Genomic DNA, 23,848 nt, shown 5'->3' with positions numbered 1-23,848 from the left:
GCACCGGAAAGGTGTCGCCGCGCAGGTGTGTGCGGGGGCCGGCCCGTGTCGGCGGCCCAAGGCTCGGGAGAGGGGCTCGCGGACCTTGACACGGATGCATATCTGACGGACAGTCAGAAACCTTCGTCCGTACGAGGTCAGGGAGGCCACAGCCGTGCACCTCGCCCCAACCGAGCGCCAGCAGGAGCTGCGCGCCGAGCTGCGCGCGTACTTCCGGGACGTGATGCCGCCCGACCGCGCCGCCCTCGCCGAGGACCCCGGCGAGCAGCGACGACTGCTCCGGCGGATCGCCGCGGACGGCCTGCTCGGGCTCGGCTGGCCGGTGGAGTACGGCGGGCAGGGGCGTGGCCCCGACGAACAGTTCGTCTTCTTCGACGAGGCCTACCGCGCGGGCGCGCCCGTATCGATGGTGACCCTCAACACCGTCGGGCCGACCCTGATGAAGTACGGCACACAGGAACAGAAGGCCTCCTTCCTGCCCCGGATCCTGAGCGGCGAACTCGTCTTCGCGATCGGCTACAGCGAGCCCTCCGCGGGCACCGACCTCGCCTCCCTGCGCACCAGGGCCGTACGCGACGGCGACAGCTGGGTGATCGACGGGCAGAAGGTCTTCACCTCGAACGCGCAGAACGCCGACTGGATCTGGCTCGCCTGCCGCACGGACCCCGAGGCACCCAAGCACAAGGGCATCTCGATCATCCTGGTGCCGACCGACGCGGCCGGATTCTCCCTGACCCCGATCCACACCGTCGGCGGCATCTCCACCTGCGCCACCTACTACGACGGCATCCGTGTCCCGGCCGGGAACCTCGTCGGCGAGGAGAACGGCGGTTGGGGGCTGATCACCAACCAGCTCAACCACGAACGCGTCGCGCTGGCCGCGATCGGCATGCAGGCCGAGGACTTCTACGCGGAGGCGCTCACCTCCGCCCGTACACCCGATCCGGTGAGCGGCGAGCGTCGCATTGACCTGCCGTGGGTGCAGTCCAAGCTGGCCGAGGTGCACGCCCGGCTCGCGGCAACACGCCTGCTCAACTGGCGTCTTGTGGGGGATGTGGGGGCGGGGACGCTGGCACCGGGCGACGCCTCCGGCGTGAAATTCGCGGGAACCGAATCCGCCGTCGAGGTGTATCGAATGTGCCAGGACATCACGGGCGACACGGCCACCATCCGCGCCGGCTCACCGGGCGCCACCGCAGGGGACACGGTCGGCGCGGGCGAGCTGGAGCGGATGAACCGCGCCGCCCAGATCAACACCTTCGGGGGAGGGGTGAGCGAGGTGCAGCGGGAGATCGTCGCCACGATGCGGCTCGGCATGAGGAGGGTGAAGCGATGAGCGCGTTCCACGATGAGCTCAGCGTGTTCGAGGGGCTGCCCGCCGCCGAGGGCGGAGTCGGCCGGGACCTGGTCAACGAGGCGATGATCAGGCACTGGTGCGAGGCCATGGGCGATACGAACCCGGCGTATCGAGGCCCGGACGCCATAGCCCCTCCGGCGATGCTGCAGGCCTGGACGATGGGCGGGCTCGGCGGGCACCAGGCGCGTTCGGCCGCGCAGGAGGAGCTGTTCGCGCTGCTCGACCGGGCCGGGTTCGGCTCGGTGGTGGCCACGGACTGCGAGCAGGAGTATCTGCGGCCGCTGCGGATCGGGGACGAGGTCACCTTCGATGCGGTCATCGAGTCGGTCTCCGAGCAGAAGACCACGAAGCTCGGGACCGGCCACTTCGTCACGACGCGGATGGACATCCGAGCCAACGGCGAGCCGGCGGGCACGCATCGGTTCCGGATCCTGAAGTACGCGCCGGCCGGGCGGAGGGCGAAGGCGGGCGAGGGGGCGAGCGCCGGCGGCGCGGGTGGTGAGGCGAAGTCCGACGCAGGCGAGGAGGCGAAGCCCGGTCCGGGCAGGGAGGCGAAGCCCGGTCCGGGCAGGGAGGCGAAGGCTGCCGCGGGCAGGAAGGCGAAGCCCGGCGCAGGCGGGGCGGGGAAGTCTGCGCAAAGGCCGCGGCCGGTGATCAACCGGGACAACGCAGGATTCTGGAAGGGAATCGAGGAGCACAGGCTGCTCATCCAGCGCTGCACCGACTGCTCGGTGCTGCGGATGCCCTGGCTGCCGGGCTGCAACAGCTGCGGCGGGGACGGCTGGGACACGGTCGAGGCGAGCGGCGAGGGCACCGTCTATTCGTATGTCGTGATGCACCACCCGCCCTTCCCGGCCTTCGACCCGCCCTACGCGGTCGGGCTGATCGAACTCGCCGAAGGGGTGCGGCTCATCAGCAACGTGGTGGGCGTCCCGCACGACGAGGTGCGGATAGGGATGCCGGTCCGGCTGGAGTTCCTGCGCGCCGACGAGGAGCTGGAGGTGCCGGTGTTCCGGCCCGTGGACCTGGTGGGGAGTGCGGCCTGATGGACTTCACACCCACCCAGGAGCAGACGGCCGCGCGGGAGCTGGCCGCGCAGATCTTCGGCGACCTCGCCACACCCGAGCGGCTCACGGCCTGCGGGACGGGGACGGACGGCGAGCTGTGGAAGGCACTCGGCTCGTCCGGGCTGATCGGCGCCGTACGGGAGACGGGGCTGCTCGGTCTGGTGCTGCTCCTGGAGGAGCAGGGCCGGACCACGGCCCAGGTCCCGTTCGCGGCGAGCTGTGTGTACGGGCTGCTCGCGGTCGACGCACACGGCACCCGGGAGCAGCGGGCCCGCCTGCTCCCGGCCTTCGAGGACGGCTCGGCGGTGGCGACGGGGGTGTTTCCGGCCGCTTCCGGCATACGGGCGGAGGGCCCGGTGCGTACCGGCACGGGAGCCGTCACCGGCACCGGATCCGCATGCGGCTCCGGCGATGGCTCCCGCTTCGGCTCGGCTGCGACACTCACCGGCACGGTGCCCGTAGTGCCCTGGCTGCGGGATGCCACCCATGTGCTCGTCGCCGACGCCGTGCACAGCCTGTGGATGGTGCGGACGGCCGACGCCCGGATCGAGGACGTGGAGCTGACCGCGCCCTGGTCGGCCGGGCGGCTCGTCCTGGACGCCACCCGGGCCGAGCGGATCGGCGGCGAGGGCGCCTACGAGCGGGTGCTCGCCGATGCGCGGACCGCCTTCGCCGGGGTGCAGGCCGGGGTGTGCGCGGGCTCGCTGGCCCGCGCCGTCGAGTACACCTCCGTACGCGAGCAGTTCGGGAAGCCGCTCGCGGCCAAGCAGGCCGTGCTCCTGCGCGCCGCCGATGCCTACATGGACACCGAGGCCATACGGGTCACCGCCTACGAGGCGGCCTGGCGCCGGGACGAGTTGCTCGGCTACCACCAGGCCGCGCTGACCGCGGCCTGGTGGGCGGCCGAGGCGGGCACCCGCGTGGTGCACGCCGGGCAGCATCTGCACGGCGGCATGGGCGCCGATCTGGACCACCCGGTGCACCGGCACTTCCTGTGGGGCCGCCAGCTCGCCGCGTACCTGGGCTGCGGGGCGGAGCTGCTGGCCGAACTGGGCGGACTGATCGCGGGCACCGCGCCCGCGGGGGAGGGCACGCGGTGAGCCGGGGGAGGGTACGCGATGAGCACCGCACGGATGCGGGCGGAGGCCGGGCGATGAGCGGCGTACGGACGCCGGGCGGAGGGGCGCGATGAGCGAGGTACGGACGTGGGCCGAGGGCGATGAGCTGCCGCCGCTCGAAGTGCCCGTCACCCGCACCCTGATCGTCGCGGGCGCGATCGCCTCCCGCGACTACCAGGACGTGCACCACGACGCGGAGCTCGCCAAGGCCAAGGGCTCCCCCGACATCTTCATGAACATCCTCACCACCAACGGCCTGGTCGGCCGCTACATCACCGACCACTTCGGTCCCGACGCGAGCCTGCGCACACTCGCGATCCGGCTCGGGGCGCCCAACTACCCGGGGGACACGATGGTGCTGACCGGCAGGGTCGTCTCCGTCGCGGAGGGCACCGCCCAGGTCGCGGTGGTGGGGGCCAACGGCATCGGCAGACATGTGACCGGCACGGTGACGGTCGGGCTGCCCGTCATGGACGAGGAGGCGAAGGCGTGAGCGTCCGCAACCGGGACAGCCTCGGCGGCAGGGCCGCCATCGCGGGCATCGGCGCGACCGAGTTCTCCAAGGACTCGGGGCGCAGCGAGCTGAAGCTCGCCGTGGAGGCCGTGCGGGCCGCGCTCGACGACGCCGGTCTGAGCCCGGCGGACGTGGACGGCATGGTCACGTTCTCCATGGACACCAGCCCCGAGATCACCGTCGCCCAGGCGGCCGGCATCGGCGAGCTGTCCTTCTTCTCCCGGATCCACTACGGAGGCGGCGCGGCCTGTGCGACCGTGCAGCAGGCGGCGCTCGCGGTGGCGAGCGGGGTGGCCGAAGTCGTGGTCTGCTACCGGGCGTTCAACGAGCGCTCCGGGCGCCGCTTCGGCTCCGGGGTGCAGCAGCGCGAGCCGTCCGCGGAGGGGGCGGCGCTCGGCTGGTCGCTGCCGTTCGGACTGCTCACGCCCGCCTCCTGGGTGGCGATGGCGGCCCAGCGCTACCTGCACACCTACGGGCTGACCCCCGAGGCCTTCGGGCACGTGGCCGTCACCGACCGCAAGTACGCGGCGAACAACCCCGCCGCGTACTTCCACGGGAAGCCGATCACCCTCGCCGAGCACGCCGCCTCGCGCTGGATCGTCGAGCCGCTCCGGCTCCTCGACTGCTGCCAGGAGACCGACGGCGGCCAGGCCATCGTGGTCACCAGCACCGAGCGCGCCCGGGACCTGCGGCAGAAGCCGGCTGTGATCACCGCGGCCGCGCAGGGCGCGGGCCGCAGGCAGGAGGCGATGACCAGCTTCTACCGCGACGACCTGAGCGGACTGCCCGAAACGGGCGTGGTGGCCAGGCAGCTGTGGCGCAGCTCGGGTCTCCGGCCCGAGCAGATCGATGTGGGGATCCTCTACGACCACTTCACCCCGTTCGTGCTGATGCAGCTGGAGGAGTTCGGCTTCTGCAAGCCGGGTGAGGCGGCGGGCTTCGTCGCCGAGGAGGCCCTCCCGCTCAACACCCACGGCGGGCAGCTCGGCGAGGCGTATCTGCACGGGATGAACGGCATTGCGGAGGCCGCCCGCCAGATACGCGGCACCTCGGTGAACCAGATACCCGGGGCCTCGACCGCCCTGGTGACCGCGGGCACCGGGGTCCCGACCTCGGGCCTGGTCCTGGGCGCGGACGGCTGACCTCGATCGCGGACGGCTGACCCCGACCGCGGACGGCTGACCCCGACCGCGGCGCCCAGGTGCCGTCGGCCGTCGGCCGTCGGATCCCCTATGTCTCAGGTATGACCCCGAAGGGGGACCCGGCGGCGCCTCCACCCTCAGGAGGTGGGGGCAGCCCCCGTCCTACAACCTGAGGCGGACTCGTCTTCAGGCCCTGCGGCCGATCCGCCGGGGCGGGGCGGGCTTCTAGCGTGAAGCCATGACCACACCCGTCTGCACCAGCGCGTCGAAGCCCGCCGCCGGGAGCATCGCGCAGACGTATCCGAGCTTCGCCTCGTATATGCAGGCCCGCCGCCCGGTGCTGCTGCGCACCGCGCGCTCCTTGACGTCGAATCCCTCGGATGCCGAGGACCTGCTGCAGACGGCGCTGACCAAGACATACGTCGCCTGGGAGCGCATCGAGGACCACCGCGCCCTCGACGGCTATGTCCGCCGCGCACTGCTCAACACCCGGACATCGCAGTGGCGCAAGCGCAAGGTCGACGAGTTCGCCTGCGATGAGCTGCCCGAGCCCGAGCCGGTGCCGGTCGCGGACCCCGCCGAGCAGCAGGTGCTCAAGGACGCGATGTGGCGCGCGATCATGAAGCTGCCGGACCGGCAGCGGGCGATGGTCGTCCTCAGGTATTACGAGGACCTCAGCGAGGCCCGGACCGCCGAGGTGCTCGGCGTCTCCGTCGGTACGGTCAAGAGCGCCGTCTCCCGCGCGCTCGGCAAGCTCCGCGAGGACCCGGAACTGTCCCCTGTACGGTGACCTCGCAGGTGATGCGCGGGAGCGCCTGAAACCTTCGGCTTGATCGATCATTCCCGGAGCTAGTGACATACCAGTAGGTATGTGGTGAGAATCGGCGCGACCCTACTGCTCCGTAGCGCCCACCGGGAGGACGCCGTGCTGAGCACGATGCAGGACGTACCGCTGACCGTGACCCGTCTTCTGAAACACGGGTCCACCATCCACGGCACGTCCCAGGTGACGACCTGGACCGGCGAGAGCGAGCCGCACCGACGCTCCTTCGCCGAGATCGGCACCCGCGCCGCCCAACTCGCCCACGCCCTGCGCGAGGACCTCGGGGTCCAGGACGACGAGCGTGTTGCGACCCTCATGTGGAACAACGCGGAGCACGTCGAGGCGTACTTCGCCATCCCCTGCATGGGCTCCGTCCTGCACACCCTCAACCTGCGGCTGCCCCCTGAGCAGTTGGCGTGGATCGTGAACCACGCGGCCGACCGGGTCGTCATCGTCAACGGTTCGCTGCTCCCCCTCCTCGCCCCGCTCCTGCCGCATCTCGCCCCCGTCGAGCATGTGGTGATCAGCGGTCCGGGCGACCGTTCGCTGCTCGACGGCGCGAACGTCCAGGTGCACGAATACGAGGAACTGCTCGCCGGGAAGCCGGAGACGTACGCCTGGCCGGAGCTCGACGAACGCCAGGCCGCCGCCATGTGCTACACCTCCGGCACCACGGGCGACCCCAAGGGCGTCGTCTACTCGCACCGTTCCATCTACCTGCACTCCATGCAGGTCAACATGGCCCAGTCGATGGGCCTCACCGACGCGGACACCGGCCTCATCGTGGTCCCCCAGTTCCACGTCAACGCCTGGGGCCTGCCGCACGGCGTCTTCATGACCGGCGTGAACATGCTGATGCCGGACCGCTTCCTGCAGCCCGGCCCGCTGGCCGAGATGATCGAGCGCGAGCAGCCCTCGTACGCCGCCGCCGTCCCCACCATCTGGCAGGGCCTGCTCGGCGAACTGCAGCAGAACCCGCGGGACATCAGCTGCATGAAGCAGGTCACCATCGGTGGCTCGGCCTGCCCGCCCTCCCTCATGGAGGCCTTCGACAAGCTCGGCGTCACCGTCTGCCACGCCTGGGGCATGACGGAGACCTCCCCGCTCGGCACGGTCGCCCGCCCGCCGGCCGAGGCGGCCGGCACCTCGGAGGAGATGGCGTACCGCCTGACGCAGGGCCGTTTCCCTGCGGGCGTCGAGGCCCGCCTCATCGGCCCCGGCGGCGAGGAACTGCCCTGGGACGGCAAGTCGGCCGGTGAGCTCGAGGTGCGCGGCCCCTGGATCGCGGGCGCGTACTACGGCGGCGCGAAGGGCGAGAACTTCAAGCCCGAGGACAAGTTCAGCGAGGACGGCTGGCTCAAGACGGGCGATGTCGGCGTCATCAGCTCGAACGGCTTCCTCACCCTCACCGACCGGGCGAAGGACGTCATCAAGTCCGGCGGCGAGTGGATCTCCTCGGTGGAGCTGGAGAACGCCCTGATGTCCCACCCGGAGGTCGCGGAAGCCGCGGTCGTCGCGGTCGCCGACGAGAAGTGGGGCGAACGCCCGCTCGCCACGGTGGTGCTGCGCGAGGGTGCCACGGCTGACTTCATTCAGCTGCGTGACTTCCTCGCCACGAAGATCGCCAAGTGGCAGCTGCCGGAGCGCTGGTCGATCGTCGAGTCGGTGCCGAAGACGAGCGTGGGCAAGTTCGACAAGAAGGTCATCCGCAAGCAGTACGCGGAGGGTGAGCTGGACGTCTCCGAGCTGGACTGAGCTGGACTGAGCCGGACCGAGCTGGATTGAGCCGGACCGAGCTGGATTGAGCCGGACCGAGCCGGTCGTCCCGGCATCTGTGGCAGAGATCGGGCCCGTGTTTCACGCGTGATGTTTCACGTGAAACACGGGCCCAAGCGCGTAGGGCAGCCGGTCAGTTGGTGCCGATCTTCGCCAGGAGATCCACGATCCGCGTCTGCACCTCACCGCTCGTGGACCGCTCCGCCAGGAAGAGAACCGTCTCACCCGAGGCCAGGTTCGGCAGGTCCGACTGCTCGACGGCCGCGGTGTAGACGACCAGCGGCGTGCGGTTGAGCTGCCCGTTCGCCCGCAGCCAGTCGACGATTCCGGCGCGCCGACGACGTACCTGCATCAGGTCCATCACCACCAGGTTCGGCCGCATCTGCCCCGCGAGCGATACCGCGTCCGCGTCGCTCGCGGCCCGCGCCACCTGCATCCCGCGCCGCTCCAGCGAAGCGGTGAGCGCCAGCGCGATCTCCTCGTGCTCCTCGATCAGCAGCACCCGCGAGGGATGCTGCTCACTGTCGCGCGGGGCGAGCGCCTTCAGGAGTACGGCGGGATCGGCGCCGTAGGCCGCCTCCCGCGAGGCCTGCCCGAGCCCGGCGGTCACCAGGACCGGCACCTCCGCGGCGACCGCCGCCTGACGCAGGGCCTGCAGTGCGGTCCGGGTGATCGGCCCGGTCAGCGGATCGACGAACAGCGCGGCCGGGAACGCCGCGATCTGCGCGTCCACCTCTTCGCGCGAGTGCACGATCACCGGCCGGTAGCCGCGGTCGCTCAGCGCCTGCTCCGTGGAGACATCCGGCGCGGGCCACACGAGCAGCCGCCGCGGATTGTCCAGCGGCTCCGGTGGCAGCTCGTCGTCGATCGGCAGCGGCTGCGGCTGGTTGGCCACCTCGACCGCACCACCGGGACCGTCGAGCGCCTGCGGGCCCTCGGCCCCGTCGTCGGGCGCCTCGATCGCATACGCCCGGCCCCGGCTCTCGGCCACCGCGCGCTCCGGCTGTTGCATGGGGGGCAGCGGCTGGGAGACGGCGGGGGGCTGCGGCGTGGGGGACCCGGCGGCCGGGGGCGCGGGTGCTGCTTCCGGCAGCGGAGCGGGGGCGCCGGCGGCTTCCGGGGCGGGCGCTTCCGGGGCGGGCGCTTCCGTGGCCGGGTGGGCCGCTGCTTCGGGTGCCGCCTCGGGCGCCGCTTCCGGGGCCGGTGCGGGATGGCGCGGGTCCGGGGGAGTCCCCAGCTTGCGCCGCCGCCCCGAACCGGCCGGAGCCTGACCTCCCACGGTGTGCCCGGTGCGCGCCGAGGGCAGCGGCGGCAGGCCCGGCTTGCGCTGCTGCTCGGCGAAGTGCTCCGCGAACGGCACGCCCTGCCCGAGCGTCCGCACGCTGAACCCACGCCCCTGCGTCGAGTCCTCCTCTGCGGGCGCCTCGGCCGGCAACGGCTGCGCGAGCGACTCCGGCGCGGGCTGCGCCTGCGCGCTCTGCTCCGTCGGCACGGCAGCGGGCGGGAGCTGACCAGGGGCGGTGGGCGGGTCCGGTGCCGGTGCCGGGGTCGGTGTGGGTGCGGGGAGCGGCTGGGCCGCTGAGGCCCGTACGCCGGACTCCTGGGCGTTCACCGCTTCGGCGGGCTGCGTCTGCTCCCGTACGTCATCGGACACGGCCGGACGGGCCCGGCGACGCCCGGTCGGCGCCTCGGCCGGATGCGGCTGCGGAGGTGTGTGCCCGTCAGGGGTGTGCTGCACGGGGAAGCCGTCGGCGCGGGCCGCGCCGTGCGGCTGGGCGCCCGCGGTGTCGTACGGGTGCGTCTCGGGCGCCGCCTGCGGGTGGGGCGTGGGCGGCGCGGTCCCGTCGGGCGCCACCGTCTCGCCGACGGCATCCGGGGCGCGGTCCGCCTCGGCGGGCGGCAGCGCGAACGGGGTGCGTGCCGTGTCCTGTTGGGCCGCGGCGCGTTCGGCGGCCGCGGCGAGTGCGCGGCGGCGACGGCCCGTCGGCTTCGCCTCGGCGTGCTCGGAGCGTGTAGGCAAACCCGCGCCCGACCCCTCGGTCTGATCCGGACGGGGGTTTGCCATCACGCTCTCATCCGCACCGCCGGCCGGCGGCAGCGCGGCCACCTCGCGCCGGGCCCTGCGGCCCTGCGGTGCGGCCTGCGCGTCCACGGGCAGCCCCTGCGCGGGCACCGGCGCACCCAGCCCCGGCGCCTGGGCGGGCGCCGGGCCGGTGTGCTCGGCGGCGCTCACGACGGCGGGCTGCGCGAGCCCGGCCGCGGTGTCGTCCGGCTCGGCTTCGGTGTGGGGGTTCGCGGGGGTGGCGGGGTCCGTCTGTGCGGAGGGGGCCGCCTGCGCGGAGGCTTCCTGCGCCGATGCAGCTGCCTGCGCCGGTACGGCCATGTGCGCCGCGGGCTCCGTGGGCGGCAGTGCGTGGGCCGTGGGCTCGGCGGACGTACCTGGCTCGTGCTGCGGAGCGGTCGCCGCGCCCGCACTCCTGCGGCGCCGCCGCCCCGTACCGCCGCCGACGGCCATCCCGCCGCCGTCCGAATCGGTGGCGGTCTGCTGCGCGGGCACCCGCGCGGCCTCCGGCTCCGGTGCGGGCGCGGCAGCGCGCCTGCGCCGCCGCCCGGTCGGTGCGGGCACCGCTTCCGGAGCGGAGCCGTCGGTGGACGGGGCAGCGGCAGCAGGGGGCTCGGGAGCCGAGGGCTGGGGAGCCGGGGGCTGGGGAGCCGGGGGCTGGGGAGCCGGGGCCGGAGCGGACCCTGTATCGCTGTTGTCGAGGAAGGCGTCCACGGAGGATCGTCGTGCCCGCCGCCGCCCACCGGCCGGCACGGGTCCCGCAGCCGGAGCACCGGCGACAGCGCCCGCCTCCGGCGCGCCGGAACCGTCCCGGTCCCGGTCCCCCTGTCCCGGCAGCACCAGCTCGCTTCCCGCCGGAACTGCCTCCACCGTTCCCGCGCCCGATCCGATCGGCACTTCGAGCACGAACGCGCGCCCGCCGATGCCCGGCACCTCATGGGTCTGCAGCACTCCGCCGTGCGCCCGCACGATGCCCGTCACCAGCGGTGCGTGCACCGGATCGCCGCCCGCGTACGGTCCGCGTACCTCGATCCGTACGACCTCACCGCGCTGCGCCGCAGCGACCACGATCGTGGAGTCGACGTACCCGCCGTGAGCCGCCGAAGGGGCGGCGGCCCGTGCGTTGCCCGTGGAGTCGATCCCCGCGACATCCGCGATCAGATGCGCGAGCGCCGTGGCGAGCCGCCCGGCGTCCACCTCGGCCTCGATCGGCGGCGCGTGCACCGCGAACTGGGCGCGCCCGGGCCCGATCAGGTCCACCGCGCCCTCGACGCCCGCGGTCACGACGCGGTCGAGCAGCGCGGGCACCTTGTGCAGGGAGTGCGAACCGTCGTCGAGGAGCTGGTAGTTCAGTACGTTGTCGACGAGCGTCGTCATCCGCCGGTGCCCGGCGCTCAGGTGGTGCAGGATCTGGTTGGCCTCGGGCCACAGCTGCCCGGCCGGATCGGCGGCGAGGGCGGCGAGCTCCGCCCGCAGGTGCTCCAGGGGGCCGCGCAGCGATTCACCCAGTACCGCGAGCAGCTGCGCGTGGCGCGCGGCAAGCGCGTCGTGCCGTTCCCGTTCCCGTTCGGCGAGCTGCTCGTAGCGCGCGGCCTCACGTTCCTGCAGGTCCGCATAGCGCTCACGGGCTCCGGCCTCCAGTTCCGCGTACCGCTCGCCCTCCCGCGCCTCAAGAGCGGCGTACCGTGCCTGCTCCCGCGCTTCGAGTTCCGCGTACCGGGCTTCGAGCTCGGCGCGTTTCGCCTGTTCCCGGGCCTCAAGATCGGCATACCGCTCGCGCTCCCGCGCGGCCAGCGCCTCGTACTTCTCCTCCGCCCGCTTCCGCTCCTCGGCGAGCTGCTCCTCCAGAGCGTCGAACGGCCGCCGGTCGGTGAACGCGAGCACCGCGCCGACCAGCTGGTCCCCGTCCCGTACCGGCGCCGTCGTCAGATCGACCGCGACCTGCTTGCCGTCCTTCGCCCACAGGATCTGCCCGCGCACCCGGTGCTTGCGGCCGGAGCGCAGGGTGTCGGCGAGCGGGCTCTCCTCGTACGGGAAGGGCTCACCGTCCGGGCGGGAGTGCTGCACGAGTGCGTGCAGCTCCTTGCCGCCGAGGTCGGAGGCCCGGTAGCCGAGTATCTGCGCGGCGGCCGGGTTGACGAGAACGACCCGCCCCTGGGTGTCCGTGCCGACCACGCCCTCGGCCGCGGCCCGCAGGATCATCTCGGTCTGCCGCTGCTGGCGCGCGAGCTCCGCCTCGGTGTCCACGGTGCCGCTGAGATCCCGTACGACCAGCATCAGCAGCTCGTCGGAGTTGTCCGCCTCGAACTCCCCCGAGGTCCCGGCTCCGCTCGACCAGGGGGCACCCCCTCGCCGGCCGTCCAGGCTGGCGCTGGTCACCTCGACGGGGACCTCGCTGCCGTCGGTGCGCCGTGCGTGCATCCGCTTCGGCTTGGTCCGGCCGCGCTCGTCGGTCGTATCGGGCCGCCGCATCGAGCCCGGGATCAGCCGGGAGTCGAATGCGGGCAGCAGATCGAGCAGCCCCCGCCCCACCAGAGCCGTACCCGGCGCCTCGAACATGTCGAGGGCGATGGTGTTGGCATTGACCACCGTGCCGTTGGCGTTGACGAGAATCAGCGCGTCCGGCAGCGCGTCGAGTATGGCTGCGAGGCGAGCAGCGCCTCTCGATGGCCTGCTGCTCACGACGACGGATCCTCCCTGTTACTGCACCTTGCGTTCACCCGGGCCGCCTGCCCCCATGCCCGTGGCGTGTCACCTGAGGGAGTCTACGGGCAGCCGTTGTGGTGGGGGCGCCGGATGAGAGGGAGATACCAGGAAGGGGCGACGCAGGAGCTGTGAGCGCGCCCTGCGGGGATTTCACGTCCTCACGGGAGGAACGGGAAGCCCCCGTCGACCGGTCCGCCCGGCCGCCCCGGGCCGCCTCCCCGACCACCTGCGCCCGTGCCGGTGCCCGTATCTGTGCCCGCGCCCGCGCCCGTACCTGTGCCCGCGCCCGTGCCCGTACCGCCGTCCGTGTTGCCCGAGGCCTCGGGCAGTACGGGCACGAGCCGGTTCCAGCGGCCGATCTCGCAGCCGTTGCTGCGCTCGAAGGAGGCGCTCACCCGCCGTCCGTGCCAGGTCCCGGTGACCCGGGCGGTCTGCGGCCCGCCGTACTGCTGGGTGCAGAGCGCATCGGACGGCACGGGGGCGAACGGATCGCGCCCCTCCTCGGCGAGCGCCTCGAGCCGAGCACAGGCCTCGTCGGCCAGCGGATGAGTCCCGCTCCCGCGGCTGCTGCTCACGTTCCGGCCGTCCGTGCAGGTCAGCTCGTACGTCTCGGAGGTCTCGGAGGTCTCGTACGGGTCGGCCTGGCCGGCGTGGGCGGGGGCGGTGCCCGAGGCCGTGATCGTGAGCGCATCGGAGGCGGGCGCGGACTCCGGCGCCGTCTCCTGGAGGGGCAGCGGCAGGGGCAGCGTCCCGGGCAGGGCGGCGCGCGGCGGTGGCGCATCCGTGTGCACATCCGGGTACACATCGGTGTGCGCGCCGGCGTGAGCATCGGCCTGCGCGACGGCGGGTGCGCACGTCACCGCGGCGAGGGAAGCGGCGGCGGCGACAGCGAGACGACCGACCTTCGAACTCGCCTTCAAACTCGCCTTCGGGCCGACCTTCGGACTGATCTTCGGACTGGCCTTCATACGTACTCCAGGACCTTCACGGGACTCCGAGGACCTTCACGGCCCCTTCCGTGGACCCTCGGGACCGCGGACCGGACGGGAACGGGACACCCTGTCCAACGCGCCCGCGCCCCCGACGTTGCGCACGCGCCGGAATGCTTTGCCCTGCCGCCCACGTGCCTAGTACCGTGGGGGTCGATTGGTGACGGGCCGCTCGGCTGTGTCATCATCTGCAACGCACCACGCGTTCGCGCAGGTGTGCTGGAGGCGTCGCCTAGTCCGGTCTATGGCGCCGCACTGCTAATGCGGTTTCGGGGTAACCCCCTGATCGAGGGTTCAAATCCCTCCGCCTCCGCAGTCGACTCAGGGAGTCCGTGCCGAACGGCGCGGACTCCCTGAGCCGTTTCCGGGCCCGGTCAGCCCTCTTCCCGCGCCAGGGGCACCTCTTTCCGTGCCCGGAGCACCTCTTTCCGTGCCCTCGGTCCCCGAGTCCCGCGCCCGGGTCAGCCTGCGAGGCAACCTCATCGCCGCCCCCCGGAGTCAGGTCAGCGAAGGGGGTGGTGTCCGAGAATGTGCACCGTGATCAGCGGCGCCGACGCACCGACGTTCGAGGAATACGCCGGCACCAGATGGCCGTCCCTGTACCGCAGCGCGTATCTGCTCACCGGGAACCACGCGGATGCCGAGGACGTCGCTCAGCAGACGCTCCTGCAGGCGTACCGGTCCTGGTCGAAGGTGATCGGCTCGGACTCGCCCGACGCGTACCTGCGGCGCATGCTCACCAACACCTTCCTGTCGGCCCGCCGCCCGATGAAGCGGCGCCTCGAGCTGCTGACCGACGCCCCGCCCGAGCAGGACACCGCACGGCCGCCACACGGGCTCGAGGACCGGATGATGCTCTGGCCGCACGTGAAATCCCTGCCGCCGCGGCAGCGCGCGGTGATCGTGCTGCGCTACTACGAAGACCTCAGCGAGCAGGAGATCGCCGACGCTCTCGGCTGCTCGCGCGGCACGGTCAAGTCCACTGCACATCGCGCCCTCAAGGCGTTGCGGGCCGTCCTCGGCCCGGAACGCAACGACGGGAGGGAGAGCTGACATGAAAGACGACGTCGAAGAGATCCTGGGCCGTGAGCTCCACGAGGTGGCCTCCGGCCTCCAGATCCCGGCCTGTCCGCCCCTGCCGCAGCAGGAGCGGGTGCAGAGCCGCACCCCCTTCCGGCTCTCCCGGCTCTCCCGGCTCTCCCGGCACTTCCGGCTCTTCCGGTGGCCGGGGCTGGTCGCCTGGCGGCCGGTGCTGGTCGCCGCCGTGACCATCGCCGTCGTGGGCGGAGCCTTCGGGGTGCTGTCGTTCCTGGACGGCGGGCGGCCGCATACGGCGACACCGCCGCCCACCCAGAGCCCCTCCGTACCCACGGGCGACCCCTCCGTACCCACGGACAAGCCCACCTCATCCACGGAGAAGCCCACCACCCGTCCCCTCACCGCCGATACGCCGACCGTGCCCTATCTGCTCGACGGACGGCTGTACGCCGGGGGCGAGCAGGTGTCCGGGAAGTGGGTGACTCTGCTGCAGGCCGGTGCCACCTGGGCCGCACAGCGTGACGACGAGACCTGGTCGTGGGGCACCGGCCCCGAGAGGAACGCCATCCCCGGCACGGTGATCCTGCAGCCCCGGCTCTCCCCCGACGGCGGACTCCTGGCCGTCGGCGCCATCACGGAGGACGGCGGCAGGGTGCTGCTCATCGACACGCGGTCCGGCGCGACCGTCAACACGCTGCCGTTCGACGCCGCCGGGTCCGACGATCCGAACGCGCTCGGCGTCGTCGCGGTCACCAGGGACAGCAAGGTCTTCCTCAGGGACGGGCGCGTCAACGAGGACGAGAGCGTCAACCAGCGCCTGTGGTTCGCGGACCAGGGCGACCGGACCGTCGACCTCGCCACCACCGCGCCCGACCAGCAGGTCAGGGGCAACACCGCCGCCGGCCTGATCGTGTTCGACGAAACCAAGGACGGCTGGCGCGACGCGTTCTACCTGGCCGCGGTCTCCGACTCCGGAACGCTGACCCGGTTGCGGGCACTGCCGAGCGAGGAGTCGGTGGTCAACCCGTCCGGCACGTGGCTCGCGTACGGCGGCTCCTGGGGCGGTGAGTCCCAGACGGCCCCCGAGGTCGCGGCGCAGCAGACCAAGGGCAGCCAGAAGCTCACGCTGTCGCCACCCGACGAGGGGAACCTCCTCCGCGCCAAGGCCTGGGAGGACGACGACCTGCTGCTGGTCGAGCTGGACACCGGCGGAGGCCCGGCCGGTCTCGCACGCTGCAGCATCCGCGAGGAAGCCTGTGTGGCCATCGACCTCCCCTGAGCCGGGCGGCAGGAGGCCGGAGTTGTCAGTGCGGACTGCGAGGATGTCCGCATGTCCGCGATCGACCGCCCCCTGCCGCCCTTGAACGCCGACGAGCACACCACGCTCGCCGCCTGGCTCGACTTCCACCGCGCCACCCTCGCGCAGAAGTGCGAGGGCCTGGACGACACCCAGGCGGCCACCGCCTCCGTACCGCCCTCGCCGTTCACACTGACCGGCCTGGTCCAGCACATGGCGGAAGTGGAGCGGAACTGGTTCCGCCGCATCTTCGCCGGCGAGGACGCCCCGCCCATCCACGACCCCGAGGCGGACCCGAACGGCCCCGACGGCGGCTTCGACCTCACCGCCGACGCAAGCCTCGCCACCGCCCTCGCGACCTGGCACACGGAGACCGCCTTGGCCCGCACCCTGTGCGCGGAGCGGCCTCTGACCGCCACGGGCCGCTTCCTGGACCAGGACGTCAGCCTCCGCTGGATCTACGTCCACATGATCGAGGAGTACGCCCGCCACAACGGCCACGCGGACCTGATCCGCGAACGCATCGACGGCGCCACAGGCGTCTAGCCGCCCCTGGCCCACCGCTGCGGATCCCGGCGTTTCCGCAGGTCGCAAGGGGTGAGGTAAACGGATTTCACATGGCGGCGGCAGTCATGTAATGTTCTTCCTGTCGCCGCGAGCGGGGCAAAACCGCCAAAGTGACAACAACAAAACAAGCACTCGTAGCTTAACGGATAGAGCATCTGACTACGGATCAGAAGGTTGCAGGTTCGAATCCTGCCGAGTGCACACAGGTCAAAGGCCCCAGGAGATCATCCCGGGGCCTTTTTCGTTGCCCGTACAGCAGCGAAGTACAGCAGCCGTGTCAGCCGGAGGGGGAGCCGTGACCGACAGCGCTGGGCCGCTTGCCCTTCGAAGGCCGACTCGACCAGGTTCACCCCGGAGGCCGTCAGGCCGCGACGAGTTCGTCCGCGAGGAACTCCTCCACGAACTTCCGTGCCCGACGGTCGAAATCGGTGTACTGGGCCTCCCGCTCGGCGCCGGCGACCGCTTGGCCGACCAGCAGGTTGCCCTCGGCGTCGATGCGCTGCGGTCGCTCCTCCGCGTCCACGAGCAGGCCTACGGTGGAGCGGGAGAAGCCGCTGTAGTAGGCGATGCCGTCGCTCAGGTTGGTCTCGAGGACGGACTGCATCGACTCCGCGATGGGGTCGTCGGCGGTGGCGCCGGACAGGGCCAGCCACAGTATGCGCTTGCCCGCCAGGCGGGGCTTGCTGCGGCCGTAGGCGAACCCGTAGTTCCACACGCGGTCGATCCAACCCTTGAGGACGGCGGGCACGCTCTGCCAATACACCGGGAAGACGGCGACGACGACATCGGCGTCGAGGATCCGCCGCATGTGGGCGTGCGTCTCGTCCGAGTACGGCTTCTCCCGGTTGCCCCAGTCCGGCTGGTCCTCCACGTTCATCCGCGGGTCGAACCCTTCGGCGTGCAGGTCGAGCAGGTCGATGCGGTATCCGGCGGCCTCGAGCTGGGCAGCCGCTCGGCGGGCGGTGTGGGCGGTGAGGGAATCGCTGCGGTGGTGCGCGACGACCACGAGGGCCGTCCTGGTGTCGGTGCGGTGCTGCGGCACGGTGTCTCCTGAGGTCTCGATCTGTGCAGTGAGTCCAGTACAGCCGCGGCGCGGTGGATGATCCATGGGAGAAACTCTCCAGGGCATAGGAGATCGTCTACGATCACGCTGTGGATCCTCTGAGTTCACTGCTGAGCGGCATCCGGGCCGAGGGCTCGGTCGTCAGCCATGCCGTCCTGACGCCGCCCTGGAGCATCACCTTCGCCGACGCCGCTCCGCTCACCATGGTCAGCGTGCTGCGCGGTGGCGGCACGCTGGTCCTGCCCGACGGCACCGAGCGGGCGATCGGCGCGGGCGACACGGCCATCGTCCGGGGCCCCGCACGGTTCCGCCTCGTGGATGAGCCTGCCACGGTCCATCGCCCCCACACCGCGTACGAGGTCAACTGCTTCACCGCGGACGCCGCGTGCACCGGCCAGGAACTCGACGGCATCCACTGGGGCACCGGCCCGGAGGGAGCGACCGGTCTTGTCGTGGGCGCCTACCGCGCCTCGGGGCACCGCCACGAGCGGCTCCTGCGCGCCCTTCCGCCCGTCCTGGTCGTCACCGAGGACGCCGAGGTCTGCGCCTGGCTGGAGAACGCCGCCGCCGACGCCGCCCGGCTCTCCGCCGGTTCGCAGGCGCTGATGGACCGGCTCCTCGACTGGGCTCTGGTCTGCACGCTGCGCACCTGGTTCGACCGGGCGGGCGCCGACGCGCCCGGCTGGTACCGCGGTCTCGCCGACCCGGTCCTCGCCCCCGCCCTGCACGCCTTCCACGGGCGGCCCGCCGAGAGCTGGACGGTCGCGTCGCTGGCCGCCCGAGCCGGCGTCTCCCGGGCACTGTTCGCCCGGCGCTTCACCGAACTGATGGGCCGTCCGCCCCTCGCCTACCTGACCGAGTGCCGCATGGACGACGCCGAGGCACTGCTGGCCGACACCGACCTCAGCATCGCCCAGATCGCCAAGACCGTCGGCTACGCCGACGCCTTCGGCTTCAGCGCCGCCTTCAAACGCCGCAAGGGCCTCAGCCCCAGCACGTTCCGCGCCGCGGCGGCGTGAGTCACCGCACGTGGCCGCAGGGAGTCACCGCACGCGGCCGCAAGGAGCCACCGCACGCGGCCGCAAGGAGTCATCGCCCGTGGCCTTCATGATCAGCTTGACCCCCTCGGGTGAGTCGGTGTCCAAGTGCTTCGGCCCGCCGTCCTGCTGAGGGACGGCGACAGGAGCGGGCCGCCCCACTGCTCCCGGAACGCCGCCACCCGGTCGGCCACATCCGCCGGAACGCCCCGGTCGAGCAACCAGGGCGGCGGTGCCTGCCCGCCGTGCTCCGATGACCTGACAGGTAATCGACTGTCCGGCCGCCGCTTGGCAGGCTCTTCCACGTAACCCGTTGGGACACGACACAAGCCCGGGAGGCCCTCATGTCCGCCTACGCCATCGCCCGTCTGCGCAAGGCGTCGATGCACGCCGACATCGCCGAGTACATCGAGCGGCTGCCCGCGACCCTCGAGCCGTACGGCGGGCGCTTTCTCATCCATTTCGCGACGCATGAAGTGCTCGAAGGCAGTTGGGACGAGGACGTCGTGATGATCGGGTTCCCGGGGAAGGACGAGGCCCGGGCGTGGTGGGACTCCGCGGCGTATCAGGAGATCGCGCCGCTGCGCAGGCGGCATACAGAGGGGGACATCATTCTCGTCGGCGGAGTGCCCGAGGGGTACGACGCGAAGCAGACGGCGGTTGCGGTGCGTGCCGCTCTGGGCACGGCTCAGTGAGGCCGACTACGTCGCGGTGAGCCCGCGTCTCGGTGAGGTCCTGTACCGGTGAGGCCAGGTGCCGGTGAGGCCATGCCGCGGTGAGGCCAGGTGGCGGTGAGGTCATGCCGCGGTGAGGCCAGGTCTCGGTGCGGGGTACGCCTCGGCACGGGGCGTGTCCTGGTACGAGGCGGGCCTCGGTGCGGGTCAGGGCTCGGCGAGGCGGTGGGCCAGGCCCTCGTAGCTGACGACCTGGCCGTCCGCGTCGAACTCCACCTCGCTCGCGAAGTCGCCCGATGCGAAGTGGACGCGGGTGCCGGCCGGCGCCGGGCCCGTGTGCGTGTAGGTCTGCGGTGATGCGTGGACCGTGAGGTCGGGGACCGAGATCCAGGCCATGGCGAAGGCGTGGCTGCCGGGGCCGCGGTGCAGCGCGTGGCGGAGTACCGGCATCGAGTTGGTCAGCGGGGACAGGCCGAGGTCGCAGTCCAGGGTGCCGGGGCCCGCCCACGGGAGTGCTGTGCCGTTCGCCGTCCAGTGGCCGTCCGGGGAGCGGGTCAGTTCCAAGTGGCGGGTGTGCCGGGAGGTTTCGGCTGTGACGTTCAGGGTGCGGGTGACCCAGTCGGGGCCGGTTTCGAGTGCGTACGAGATCCAGTGCGGCCGGGGGAGCAGGGCGACCGCGCGGCCGCGTACCGAGAAGGAGCGCGGGCCGGTCGGGCGGATCCAGGCCGTCTCGAAGCCGCCGGTCCGCGTCACCTGCCAGGTCAGTGCCCGGTCCGGGACGGCGTTGTCAGTCATGGGTACCAGGATGGGTCCTATGGCGTGGTGGTGCACGGGGATGCGGTGGCGGGACGGGCGGCCCGCGCGCAGGGTGCTGTGGGCGGGTCACGTCAGGAACCGGCGCAGTTCCTCGGCGAAGCGCGGCACTCCGCCGCGTTCGAGGGCGGTCAGCAGGGCGCCGGGTGTTTTCGGCTCGCGCTTGTAGCGGGCGGCCTGCTCGGCCGGGGTGCGCCACACCGTGCCCGGAGTCTCCTCGGTGAGACCGAGCAGGAAGTCGTTCGCGCTCATGACCTCCACTTGGTGGGGTGCCATGGCGGCGGGCGGGAAGTCCTTGAGATTGAACGTGACCAGGTGGTCGGCCTCGCCGCGCACTGCCGCCGCGAGCACGTGGCGGTCCTTCGGATCGCAGGTCATGGCATCGATGAGGTCCTCGTAGCCGGTGATGGCGGCGTCCTCGAAGTGGGTGTCCATCGCGGTCAAGGTCCGTCGCACCGCTGCCCGGTCGATGCCGGCTTCCACGAGGTTGCGTTCGAGTTCGGTGAGGATGCCGGCGGACCAGAGCGGCTGGTAGAGGCCGGTTGCGGCGAGGCGTAAGAGCGTGTCCCGCAGATAGGACGGATACAGGACGCAGGTGTCGAGCAGGCTGCGGGGACGACTCCGGTCATCGGGTGCGCCGCGGGGTGTCGGTCGCCGCGTACAGACCCGCTTCCTCGCCGAGGTCCACCAGGGCATCGACCCCCTGCTCCCTCTGGTGGCGGCGCGTGTCGGCGTAGGAGAGCACATCACGGAGCAGGACGCGACGGTGGCGCCCCGGCTGTTCGTACGGAATGCGACCGGAGTCGAGCAGCCGGATGAAGGTGGGGCGCGAGATGCCGAGGATCCTCGCGGCCTCTGCGGTCGTCAGGGTCTGGTGGTGCGGTGCGATGGTGACGGCCTGGCCGTTGGCCATCGCGGTCACGACAAGGGACAGTACGTGTACGACCTCGTCCGGCAAGGGGATGGCGCGTCCGTCCGGGCCGACCAGGGTCGCGCTGGGGGTGATGGCTGCGGTGAGGTCGTCCAGCGGCTGCTTCGGGGGCAGGACCGTCAGCTCGGAAGTGATCATCGTCATGGTGGGCCTCCATCTCGTAGCCTACGGCAAAACGAACGAAACGAAAGGGTGTCCTCCGGCAGGGCACCACTCGACGTTTTCTCAGGGAATTCACAGATTCGGGTCAGACGGCTCTCAGCGGAGCGCAGCAGCCTCTTCGCCATGGCCCTCATCAAGAGCGATGCACGCACCGAACTGTTCCGACCGGACGGCTCCCCCGCCCGGGTGCTCGTCGTGGACGACGAGGCGGCGATCACCGAGCTGCTCGCCATGGCGCTGCGCTACGAGGGCTGGGAGGTGCAGACCGCGCACGACGGTGTGAGCGCCGTGCGTGCCGCGCGGTCCTTCCGGCCCGATGCCGTGATCCTCGACGTCATGCTGCCCGATATGCACGGCCTCACCGTGCTCGGGCGGGTCCGCGCCGACCTGCCCGAGGTCCCGGTCCTGTTCCTGACCGCCAAGGACGCCGTCGAGGACCGGATCGCCGGGCTCACCGCGGGCGGCGACGACTATGTCACCAAGCCGTTCAGCCTGGAGGAGGTCGTGGCCCGGCTGCGCGGGCTGATCCGCCGCTCGGGCGCGGCCGCCAAGCGCAGCGAGTCGCTGCTCACGGTCGGGGACCTGACCCTCGACGAGGACAGCCACGAGGTCACCCGCGGCGGCGAGCAGATCCAGCTCACCGCCACCGAGTTCGAGCTGCTGCGGTATCTGATGCGCAACCCGCGCCGGGTGCTCAGCAAGGCGCAGATCCTCGACCGCGTGTGGAGCTACGACTTCGGCGGCAAGGCGAACGTCGTGGAGCTCTACATCTCGTATCTCCGCAAGAAGCTCGATGCCGGCCGGGCTCCGATGATCCACACCCGGCGTGGCGCCGGCTATCTGATCAAGCCCGCCGAGCCCGGAACGGCTCCCCGCCCGGCCCGGCCCGCCGGAACCCCGGAGCCCGCCTCCGCGGGCGTGCCGTGAGACGTCCGCGTTCGCTGCGGACGCGGCTCGTCGTCTCCGCCGTCGCGCTGATCGCCGTGGTGTGCGCGGTGATCGGCACGGTGACGGCGGTCGCGCTGCGTTCCTACCTGTACGAGCGCCTCGACGTGCAGCTCGCGGAGATCGCCGACCGCGCGGCCAAGCCGCCACCGCCCGGCGCACTCTCGAAGGACGCGCTGCCGAACGGCGCGCTGTCGTTCCTCGGCCGCACCGGCCAGGACATCGGGACGCTCGGCGCGACCCTGACGGACGGGCGGGTGGACCGCGCCGCGGTCAGCGACGAGGAGACGCCCGCCCGCTTCGAGGCCCGGCTCACCGATCTCACCGAGGAGCAGAAGGCCGCGCTCCAGGGTGTGGCGCGAGACGGCGCACCGCACACCGTCTCGCTGCCGGGGCTCGGCGACTACCGCGTCATGTACATGAAGGGCGAGTGGACCGAGCTGCTCGTCGGTGTCCCGACCGAGGGCGTCGAGGGCACGGTCCGTACGCTGATCGTCGTCGAACTGTGTGTGACGGCGGCCGGTCTGGTCGCCGCCGGGATCGCCGGTGCGGTCCTTGTCGGGGTGGCGCTCAGGCCGCTGCGCCGGGTCGCCGCCACCGCCACCCGGGTCTCCGAACTCCCTCTGCACAGCGGCGAACCCGCCCTGCACGAACGCGTTCCCGATGCCGACCCCCGTACCGAGGTCGGACAGGTCGGAGCCGCGCTCAACCGGATGCTCGGCCATGTGCACTCCGCGCTGAGCGCGCGCCAGGAGAGCGAGACGCGGGTACGGCGGTTCGTCGCCGACGCCAGCCACGAGCTGCGCACCCCGCTCGCCTCGATCCGCGGCTACGCCGAACTCACGCGCCGCGGCCACGAGGAGACCGGGCCCGACACGCGAAGGGCGCTCGGGCGGATCGAGTCCGAGGCGACCCGGATGACCGGGCTTGTCGAGGACCTGCTGCTGCTCGCCCGGCTCGACAACGACCTGCTCGCGCAGGTCACGCCGCAGGCGCACGCCGACGGCACCTCCCCGGCGCACGCCGACGCGCCCTCCCTCTCGTACGAGACGACCGACCTCTCCCCGCTCGTCGTGGATGCCGTGAGCGATGCCCGCGCGGCCGGGAGCGAGCACGTCTGGCTCCTCGAACTCCCCGCCGGACCCGCGCTCGTACGGGCCGATCCCGCCCGCCTCCACCAGGTCCTGGTGAACCTGCTGGCCAACGCCCGCACCCACACCCCTCCCGGCAGCCGTGTCACCACGCGCGTACGCGACGGGGAGCGGCTGCGGATCGAGGTGGAGGACGACGGGCCCGGGATCCCGGCGGAGCTGCTGCCGCATGTCTTCGAACGCTTCGCCCGCGGCGACGCCTCCCGCGCCCGCGCGAACGGCGGCGCTGCGAGCGGAAGCGCTGTGAGCGGAAGCGCCGTGAACGGAAGCGCCGTGAACGGAAGCGCCGTGAACAAAAGCGCTGCCGTGGCCGGTTCGACGGGGCTCGGGCTCGCGATCGTCCGCGCCGTCGTGACGGCGCACGGCGGGAGCGTACGGGTGGACAGTGCGCCCGGGCGCACGCTGTTCATCGTCGACCTGCCGAAGGCGGATCCGGACGCGGTGCCGAAGGCGGATCCGGTCGCGGATCCGAAGGCGGATGCGGAGACGGATGCGGACCCGAAGGCGGATGCGGACGCGGATGCGACTACGACAACGCATACGACCACGCCCGCCGAGCACCTCACAGCCCGGACATAGCCGCAGCACACCGCCGTGACAGGGCACTTGGCGAGGC

20 protein-coding genes and 2 tRNA genes are annotated in these 23,848 nt (G+C 72.0%); 16 read left to right on the top strand and 6 right to left on the bottom strand.

The annotated features are described in order from the left end of the window. Window positions 1-154: 154 nt before the first annotated feature. From ACLF6P_RS02090 to ACLF6P_RS02060, 7 genes are all read left to right on the top strand, one after another. On the top strand, window positions 155-1,336 hold the full coding sequence (locus ACLF6P_RS02090) for an acyl-CoA dehydrogenase family protein (protein ID WP_415947581.1): 1,182 nt from the start codon (window positions 155-157) through the stop codon (window positions 1,334-1,336). After that, the gene (locus ACLF6P_RS02085; protein WP_415947580.1) at window positions 1,333-2,403 is read left to right on the top strand and encodes a bifunctional MaoC family dehydratase N-terminal/OB-fold nucleic acid binding domain-containing protein; all 1,071 of its coding nucleotides are present in this window, start codon (window positions 1,333-1,335) and stop codon (window positions 2,401-2,403) included. The genes ACLF6P_RS02090 and ACLF6P_RS02085 overlap by 4 nt, the downstream gene beginning before the upstream one ends. Continuing rightward, window positions 2,403-3,524, top strand: a complete 1,122-nt coding sequence (locus tag ACLF6P_RS02080; protein ID WP_415947578.1) for an acyl-CoA dehydrogenase family protein — start codon at window positions 2,403-2,405, stop codon at window positions 3,522-3,524. The genes ACLF6P_RS02085 and ACLF6P_RS02080 overlap by 1 nt, the downstream gene beginning before the upstream one ends. 88 nt (window positions 3,525-3,612) lie before the next feature. Next, window positions 3,613-4,035, top strand: a complete 423-nt coding sequence (locus ACLF6P_RS02075) for a MaoC family dehydratase (RefSeq protein ID WP_415947577.1) — start codon at window positions 3,613-3,615, stop codon at window positions 4,033-4,035. Beyond that, window positions 4,032-5,198, top strand: a complete 1,167-nt coding sequence (locus tag ACLF6P_RS02070) for a lipid-transfer protein (protein ID WP_415947575.1) — start codon at window positions 4,032-4,034, stop codon at window positions 5,196-5,198. The genes ACLF6P_RS02075 and ACLF6P_RS02070 overlap by 4 nt, the downstream gene beginning before the upstream one ends. A gap of 238 nt (window positions 5,199-5,436) precedes the next feature. Further along, window positions 5,437-5,988 carry a SigE family RNA polymerase sigma factor gene (locus ACLF6P_RS02065; protein WP_415947573.1) on the top strand — a complete coding sequence of 184 codons (552 nt, stop codon included), beginning with the start codon at window positions 5,437-5,439 and terminating at the stop codon, window positions 5,986-5,988. 135 nt (window positions 5,989-6,123) lie between these two features. Continuing rightward, window positions 6,124-7,776 (top strand): long-chain fatty acid--CoA ligase, encoded by a 1,653-nt coding sequence (locus ACLF6P_RS02060; RefSeq protein WP_415947572.1) that lies wholly within the window; start codon window positions 6,124-6,126, stop codon window positions 7,774-7,776. A gap of 154 nt (window positions 7,777-7,930) precedes the next feature. On the opposite strand, the gene ACLF6P_RS02055 is transcribed toward ACLF6P_RS02060, so the two are convergent. Continuing rightward, the gene (locus ACLF6P_RS02055; protein ID WP_415947570.1) at window positions 7,931-12,541 is read right to left on the bottom strand and encodes a PAS domain-containing protein; all 4,611 of its coding nucleotides are present in this window, start codon (window positions 12,539-12,541) and stop codon (window positions 7,931-7,933) included. Between the two features lie 182 nt (window positions 12,542-12,723). Next, the gene (locus ACLF6P_RS02050) at window positions 12,724-13,533 is read right to left on the bottom strand and encodes an SSI family serine proteinase inhibitor (protein WP_415947569.1); all 810 of its coding nucleotides are present in this window, start codon (window positions 13,531-13,533) and stop codon (window positions 12,724-12,726) included. Between the two features lie 242 nt (window positions 13,534-13,775). Here ACLF6P_RS02050 and ACLF6P_RS02045 point away from each other — a divergent pair. From ACLF6P_RS02045 to ACLF6P_RS02025, 5 genes are all read left to right on the top strand, one after another. Continuing rightward, window positions 13,776-13,867, top strand: a tRNA-Ser gene (locus ACLF6P_RS02045). A 224-nt stretch (window positions 13,868-14,091) separates the two neighbouring features. Continuing rightward, window positions 14,092-14,607 carry a SigE family RNA polymerase sigma factor gene (locus tag ACLF6P_RS02040; protein ID WP_415947567.1) on the top strand — a complete coding sequence of 172 codons (516 nt, stop codon included), beginning with the start codon at window positions 14,092-14,094 and terminating at the stop codon, window positions 14,605-14,607. A 1-nt stretch (window position 14,608) separates the two neighbouring features. Then, a complete protein-coding gene (locus ACLF6P_RS02035; protein WP_415947565.1) occupies window positions 14,609-15,871 on the top strand; it encodes a WD40 repeat domain-containing protein in 1,263 nt (420 codons plus the stop codon). Between the two features lie 51 nt (window positions 15,872-15,922). Continuing rightward, entirely contained in the window at window positions 15,923-16,435 is a 513-nt protein-coding gene (locus ACLF6P_RS02030) for a DinB family protein (RefSeq protein ID WP_415947564.1), read from the top strand. A gap of 149 nt (window positions 16,436-16,584) precedes the next feature. Next, a tRNA-Arg gene (locus ACLF6P_RS02025) sits at window positions 16,585-16,657 on the top strand. A 160-nt stretch (window positions 16,658-16,817) separates the two neighbouring features. On the opposite strand, the gene ACLF6P_RS02020 is transcribed toward ACLF6P_RS02025, so the two are convergent. Beyond that, the gene (locus ACLF6P_RS02020; protein WP_415947563.1) at window positions 16,818-17,564 is read right to left on the bottom strand and encodes an NAD(P)H oxidoreductase; all 747 of its coding nucleotides are present in this window, start codon (window positions 17,562-17,564) and stop codon (window positions 16,818-16,820) included. A gap of 44 nt (window positions 17,565-17,608) precedes the next feature. Between ACLF6P_RS02020 and ACLF6P_RS02015 the strand changes: the two genes are divergently transcribed. Continuing rightward, window positions 17,609-18,538: an AraC family transcriptional regulator gene (locus ACLF6P_RS02015; RefSeq protein ID WP_415947562.1), complete on the top strand. Its 930-nt coding sequence runs from the start codon at window positions 17,609-17,611 to the stop codon at window positions 18,536-18,538. A gap of 362 nt (window positions 18,539-18,900) precedes the next feature. Next, window positions 18,901-19,251: a DUF1330 domain-containing protein gene (locus tag ACLF6P_RS02010; protein ID WP_415947560.1), complete on the top strand. Its 351-nt coding sequence runs from the start codon at window positions 18,901-18,903 to the stop codon at window positions 19,249-19,251. Between the two features lie 186 nt (window positions 19,252-19,437). Here the strand turns inward: ACLF6P_RS02010 and ACLF6P_RS02005 are convergent, their stop codons facing one another. From ACLF6P_RS02005 to ACLF6P_RS01995, 3 genes are all read right to left on the bottom strand, one after another. Next, window positions 19,438-20,025, bottom strand: coding sequence for a putative glycolipid-binding domain-containing protein (locus ACLF6P_RS02005; RefSeq protein WP_415947559.1), 588 nt, complete (start codon window positions 20,023-20,025; stop codon window positions 19,438-19,440). 87 nt (window positions 20,026-20,112) lie between these two features. Then, window positions 20,113-20,739: a PIN domain-containing protein gene (locus ACLF6P_RS02000; protein WP_415947557.1), complete on the bottom strand. Its 627-nt coding sequence runs from the start codon at window positions 20,737-20,739 to the stop codon at window positions 20,113-20,115. Beyond that, window positions 20,669-21,118, bottom strand: a complete 450-nt coding sequence (locus ACLF6P_RS01995; RefSeq protein WP_415947555.1) for a helix-turn-helix domain-containing protein — start codon at window positions 21,116-21,118, stop codon at window positions 20,669-20,671. The genes ACLF6P_RS02000 and ACLF6P_RS01995 overlap by 71 nt, the downstream gene beginning before the upstream one ends. Window positions 21,119-21,259: 141 nt before the next feature. On the opposite strand from ACLF6P_RS01995, the gene ACLF6P_RS01990 reads away from it, so the two are divergent. Continuing rightward, entirely contained in the window at window positions 21,260-22,063 is an 804-nt protein-coding gene (locus tag ACLF6P_RS01990; protein ID WP_415947553.1) for a response regulator transcription factor, read from the top strand. Further along, window positions 22,060-23,811 (top strand): sensor histidine kinase, encoded by a 1,752-nt coding sequence (locus tag ACLF6P_RS01985; RefSeq protein WP_415947551.1) that lies wholly within the window; start codon window positions 22,060-22,062, stop codon window positions 23,809-23,811. Before ACLF6P_RS01990 ends, ACLF6P_RS01985 begins: the two co-directional genes overlap by 4 nt. The last annotated feature ends 37 nt before the right edge of the window (window positions 23,812-23,848 follow it).

The sequence above is a fragment of the Streptomyces lothianensis genome (assembly GCF_047779955.1).
Taxonomy (GTDB): domain Bacteria; phylum Actinomycetota; class Actinomycetes; order Streptomycetales; family Streptomycetaceae; genus Streptomyces.
This window is presented reverse-complemented; position numbering and strand designations above follow the sequence as displayed.

Excerpts from the sequence above, each read along its gene's own strand:
- ACLF6P_RS02085 (WP_415947580.1), top strand. The coding sequence starts at position 1,333 with ATGAGCGCGTTCCACGATGAGCTCAGCGTGTTCGAGGGGCTGCCCGCC.
- ACLF6P_RS02080 (WP_415947578.1), top strand. The coding sequence starts at position 2,403 with ATGGACTTCACACCCACCCAGGAGCAGACGGCCGCGCGGGAGCTGGCC.
- ACLF6P_RS02075 (WP_415947577.1), top strand. The coding sequence starts at position 3,613 with ATGAGCGAGGTACGGACGTGGGCCGAGGGCGATGAGCTGCCGCCGCTC.
- ACLF6P_RS02065 (WP_415947573.1), top strand. The coding sequence starts at position 5,437 with ATGACCACACCCGTCTGCACCAGCGCGTCGAAGCCCGCCGCCGGGAGC.
- ACLF6P_RS02050 (WP_415947569.1), bottom strand. The coding sequence starts at position 13,533 with ATGAAGGCCAGTCCGAAGATCAGTCCGAAGGTCGGCCCGAAGGCGAGT.
- ACLF6P_RS02035 (WP_415947565.1), top strand. The coding sequence starts at position 14,609 with ATGAAAGACGACGTCGAAGAGATCCTGGGCCGTGAGCTCCACGAGGTG.
- ACLF6P_RS02030 (WP_415947564.1), top strand. The coding sequence starts at position 15,923 with ATGTCCGCGATCGACCGCCCCCTGCCGCCCTTGAACGCCGACGAGCAC.
- ACLF6P_RS02020 (WP_415947563.1), bottom strand. The coding sequence starts at position 17,564 with ATGGATCATCCACCGCGCCGCGGCTGTACTGGACTCACTGCACAGATC.
- ACLF6P_RS02010 (WP_415947560.1), top strand. The coding sequence starts at position 18,901 with ATGTCCGCCTACGCCATCGCCCGTCTGCGCAAGGCGTCGATGCACGCC.
- ACLF6P_RS02005 (WP_415947559.1), bottom strand. The coding sequence starts at position 20,025 with ATGACTGACAACGCCGTCCCGGACCGGGCACTGACCTGGCAGGTGACG.
- ACLF6P_RS02000 (WP_415947557.1), bottom strand. The coding sequence starts at position 20,739 with ATGCCCTGGTGGACCTCGGCGAGGAAGCGGGTCTGTACGCGGCGACCG.
- ACLF6P_RS01995 (WP_415947555.1), bottom strand. The coding sequence starts at position 21,118 with ATGACGATGATCACTTCCGAGCTGACGGTCCTGCCCCCGAAGCAGCCG.
- ACLF6P_RS01990 (WP_415947553.1), top strand. The coding sequence starts at position 21,260 with ATGGCCCTCATCAAGAGCGATGCACGCACCGAACTGTTCCGACCGGAC.